Origin of the sequence: Staphylococcus sp. GDY8P120P, assembly GCF_017892065.1 — a bacterium.
In the GTDB taxonomy this organism is placed as follows: Bacteria; Bacillota; Bacilli; order Staphylococcales; family Staphylococcaceae; genus Staphylococcus; species Staphylococcus nepalensis.
Genome location: NZ_JAESKI010000072.1, coordinates 1 through 538, shown reverse-complemented (window position 1 = coordinate 538; position 538 = coordinate 1). Strand labels below are relative to the sequence as shown.

Genomic DNA, 538 nt, shown 5'->3' with positions numbered 1-538 from the left:
GAGCTGAAGAATTAGCATTAAGACTGAAATATGCTGAAGTTGAAGCGGAAGTTATTATAGAACATTCAATAGAAAAGGCAACGGAACTATCGATGACTTACAATCAGTTTACAGTTGCAATTCCAAACTATACATGTTTATCACCAATGCATCGAACATTGAATAAAGCCTTCAAGGAGGAAGCATAATGTCAGCAATAAAAATATTTCATTTTATGCCAGATAAATTAAATTTATACGGCGATATTGGCAATATTATTGCACTGAAGCAACGTGCGAAATGGCGTAATATAGAAGTAGAAGTAATAGATATAACAGATACTGATCAATTAAGTTTAGATGATTGTGACATTTTCTTTATTGGCGGTGGAAGTGATAGAGAACAAAGTTTAGCAACAGAACAATTAAAGAAAATTAAAACACAACTCAAAGATGCAATTGAAGACGGCATGCCAACCTTAACAATATGTGGAGGCTATCAATTTTTAGGATCTGAATATGTAACACCAGATGGTACAAGATTAGAAGGTTTAAACATT

At 32.9% G+C, this 538-nt stretch carries 2 pseudogenes; both read left to right on the top strand.

The annotated features are described in order from the left end of the window. Nucleotides 1-188: pseudogene (locus tag KA900_RS14720) on the top strand (DUF1727 domain-containing protein); the annotation flags it as partial. Then, nucleotides 188-538: pseudogene (locus KA900_RS14715) on the top strand (glutamine amidotransferase); the annotation flags it as partial. The pseudogenes KA900_RS14720 and KA900_RS14715, both read left to right, overlap by 1 nt.